Below are 3,431 nucleotides of genomic sequence, written 5' to 3' on the forward strand. Positions count from 1 at the left end.
ATTCATCACCGCTTTGCTCAGCATACTCATTCCCTGGCGGGTAGCCACCGCCCTGACCCGACCCCTCAACGATTTTCGTCGTGCCGTGGAGGATATTGGCGCGGGTAAACTGACGAATGTCGCCAGTGAAGGCCCCCAGGAGCTCCGCGATCTCGCCCGCAGCATTGAAAGCATGCAGGCGCGGCTGCGGGAAGAAGAACGTTTGCGACACGAACTCCTCAGCCAGGTGTCTCACGAGTTGATCACTCCGCTGGCCTCGGCGCGCTCTGGCAGCGAACTCCTGCTCAGTGAGCGCATCGGCCCGCTGTTACCGCGGCAGCACGAAGTGCTCGAAATCATCGTCCGTCAGGTCAAGGAGTTGTACGCCGCCATTCAGGAAATGCTGGACATGCACGCCCTGCAAGCGCGTTCCCTGGATTTTTCACCGCAGGATATCCCTATTACCGAAGTGCTGGTCGACCTGCAAAAACGTATGCAACCGCTGACCGATAAAAAAAATCAGATATTAGATTGTAACGGAGTGAAGGAACTCAGCGTCTATGCAGATCCCCAGAGACTGCGCCAGATTCTGACCAATCTGGTCAGTAACGCCCATAAATACAGTCCGGCGGGCGGCCGGATCGAGGTTCGCGCAACGGCACAACAAGGGGGCATTCTCTTTAGCGTTGGCGACAACGGTCCCGGCATCCCCGAGGCCCTGCTGGAACGGGTCTTTGAACGCTTTTATCAGGTGCCGGTCAGCAACAGTCTGCCCCGCGGCACGGGTCTGGGCCTTGCGATTACCCGCGAGCTGGTGGGCGCCCAAGGCGGCTGGATCCGGATGCACAATCGCTCCAGCGGTGGTCTCTGCGCCGAAATCTGGTTGCCCGCAGCGCGCAACGTCGGAGCCATTTGATGCGCTGGATCGCTCACGTCTTTCCGATCCTCGCCACGCTCGGTCTCTCCGCAACGCTGAGTGCCTGCGCACGACTCACGCCACAGACAGCCCCACCGCCCCCTCTGCCCAGCGCAACACGCAACACATTGCTCAGTGATCTCGCCCACTGTGGCGTGCCCACATCCGCCGCTTGCGCGCGCATCCATGTGGCGTTAGCCAATGGTTATCTGAGTGGCGGGCCGCTGAATGGTACGGCTTTGGGGAATGCGGCGCGAGAGTTGGGGCTCGCGGCCCAGAATAACGAAGTGGCGGCCGAAACTTTCCCTCTGCGTCGTGTTGTCCACGCTCTGCAAGAGCACACCGCCACCAAGGACGCATGTATAGCCAAACTCAGACTGGCCCAGGCACGATCCGCTACCGCACAAGCACAATCCGCTGCCGCGCAAGCACGCCTGAATCGCCTGGAAAATCTCCTCCGCGAACATGCCGCAAAATCTCTTGACCACCACGTTCTCAAGCAGCCCTAAGATGCCCCAACCTACCCCCACTATACTCACTGTTGACGACGATCCCGACTTTCTGCGTCTGCTCGGCCTCTGGCTGGAAAGTGAGGGATACCATGTCCTGGCCAGCAGTGATCCCGCACAAGGCATGCAGATCTTGCACAAGGACAAGCCCGATCTGGTCATCACCGATCTGCGCATGCCGGGCATGGACGGGATGGCCGTGCTAGAGGCGGTGCAGGCGCTTGACCCTGATCTCCCCGTCATTCTGCTCACCGCCCACGGCAGCATCCCCAATGCGGTGGCAGCCATGCGTGCACAGGCGTTCGGGTATCTCAGCAAGCCCTTCAGTAATGAAGAGTTGCAGGAGTTGACCAAGGCCGCGCTCGCGCAGCGCCGCGCCGGGCAGGAAACCCGTAAGCTGCGGGCCGCATTGCGCGAACAAGCCGGACAAAGCATCCTTCACCGCAGTCCCATCATGGCCGCGCTGGTGGATGAACTGGCGCGCATTGCCAGCTCGAAGGCCAGCGTTTTCCTTTCCGGGGAAAGCGGCTCCGGCAAGGAACGTGTCGCCCGCGCCATCCACGACACCAGCCCGCGCCGCGACGGCCCATTCGTTGCGGTCAATTGCGGTGCCATTCCCGCCGAACTGGCGGAGAGCGAACTCTTCGGTCATGTCAAAGGCGCCTTCACCGGCGCCACTCAAGACCATGCCGGATTGATCCGCAGCGCCAGCGGCGGCACCCTCTTCCTCGATGAAATCGCCGACCTGCCTCTCACCCTGCAGGTCAAGTTGCTCCGCGTCCTTCAGGAAGGCACTCTGCGTCCCGTCGGCGCAAAAATGGAGACGACTGTCGACTTGCGGGTCATCAGCGCCACCCATCAGGATATTCACACCCTTACCGCCGACGGTGCCTTCCGCGAGGACCTTTACTATCGTCTGCATGTCATCCCGCTGCGAGTCCCCAGCCTGAGTGAAAGGGCGGAAGACATCCTGCTGCTGGCCCAGTATTTTCTAGATCGGGAAAGTCAGCGCATGAACCGCGATATTCTGGGCTTCAGTCCCGAAGCCCTCGACAAGTTGATGCAGCGGTCCTGGCCCGGCAATGTCCGGGAGCTCGAGAATGCCGTCACCTTTGCCGCGGCGGTCACCGAAAAAGGCTGGGTCGCTGCCGATGCCATCCCCGACACCGGTCGCCAGGGCGGCCAGAGTGCCTTCCCTCCCCTGCAGGATGCCAAGGCCGCCTTTGAGCGTACCTATCTGGAAAATCTGCTGCGCGCCACGGATGGCAACATCTCCCGCGCCGCGCGCATAGCCGGCCGACACCGGACTGATCTTTACAAACTGATGCGTAAACACAGTCTGGCTCCACAGCTTTTCAAGGGCCTGGAGGACCGGAATGAGGAATAGCGATGGTGCAGGTGCTTTGCCCCCATCACCGATCTTGCTATGCTGAGCCTACTTTGACTCCGTCAACGGCCCGATGACACTACCCGTTCCGATCGCGCAGAAATCACTCTTCCAGCGTATCCACCTCCGCCGCTGGTTCGCTCAGGGTTTGCTCATCTCGCTGCCCATTGGGCTGACGGTTTACGTGGTGTTGTGGATAGGCGGCTGGCTGAACAACCTATTTGAGGCACCGATCAGGGCGCTTTTTGGCGTCGACATCCCCGGCCTGGGCTTGTTGCTGACCTTGATGATTATTCTTGGTGTCGGTTTCCTCGCCTCCCATGTCCTGACCGCCTGGATTTTTGAGAAACTGAACACCGTACTCGGACGCATTCCCGTACTGCACAGCCTCTACAGCACTATTCACGAAACGGTAGGCTTGCTTTTTGGCGGGACGGACCGTGGTTTCCGTAGTGCCGTACTGGTTCGCCAGGGCGGCGACATGGGTTATCTCATCGGCCTGGTTACGCGCGACACCCTCAGCGAACTGCCCCGGTTGCCCGAGGAATGTATCGCGGTGTTTATCCCCATGAGCTACGGCATCGGCGGCTTCACCTGCCTCGTGCCACGCGACAAAGTCATCCCCCTGCCCGACCTCACC

4 protein-coding genes are annotated in these 3,431 nt (G+C 60.6%); all 4 read left to right on the top strand.

Features of this window, described 5'->3' with window-relative positions:
• Positions 1 to 895, top strand: an 895-nt coding sequence (locus Q0C48_RS05240) for a HAMP domain-containing sensor histidine kinase (RefSeq protein ID WP_291522181.1), incomplete at its 5' end; no start/stop codon positions are given.
• The gene (locus Q0C48_RS05245; RefSeq protein WP_291522183.1) at positions 895 to 1,404 is read left to right on the top strand and encodes a hypothetical protein; all 510 of its coding nucleotides are present in this window, start codon (positions 895 to 897) and stop codon (positions 1,402 to 1,404) included. The genes Q0C48_RS05240 and Q0C48_RS05245, both read left to right, overlap by 1 nt.
• A gap of 1 nt (position 1,405) precedes the next feature.
• Positions 1,406 to 2,791 (top strand): sigma-54 dependent transcriptional regulator, encoded by a 1,386-nt coding sequence (locus tag Q0C48_RS05250; RefSeq protein WP_291522185.1) that lies wholly within the window; start codon positions 1,406 to 1,408, stop codon positions 2,789 to 2,791.
• 73 nt (positions 2,792 to 2,864) lie between these two features.
• The coding region (locus Q0C48_RS05255) for a DUF502 domain-containing protein (RefSeq protein WP_291522187.1) at positions 2,865 to 3,431 on the top strand (567 nt) is incomplete at its 3' end.

This window comes from Acidithiobacillus sp. (assembly GCF_023255755.1).
Classification (GTDB): Bacteria; Pseudomonadota; Gammaproteobacteria; order Acidithiobacillales; family Acidithiobacillaceae; genus Acidithiobacillus.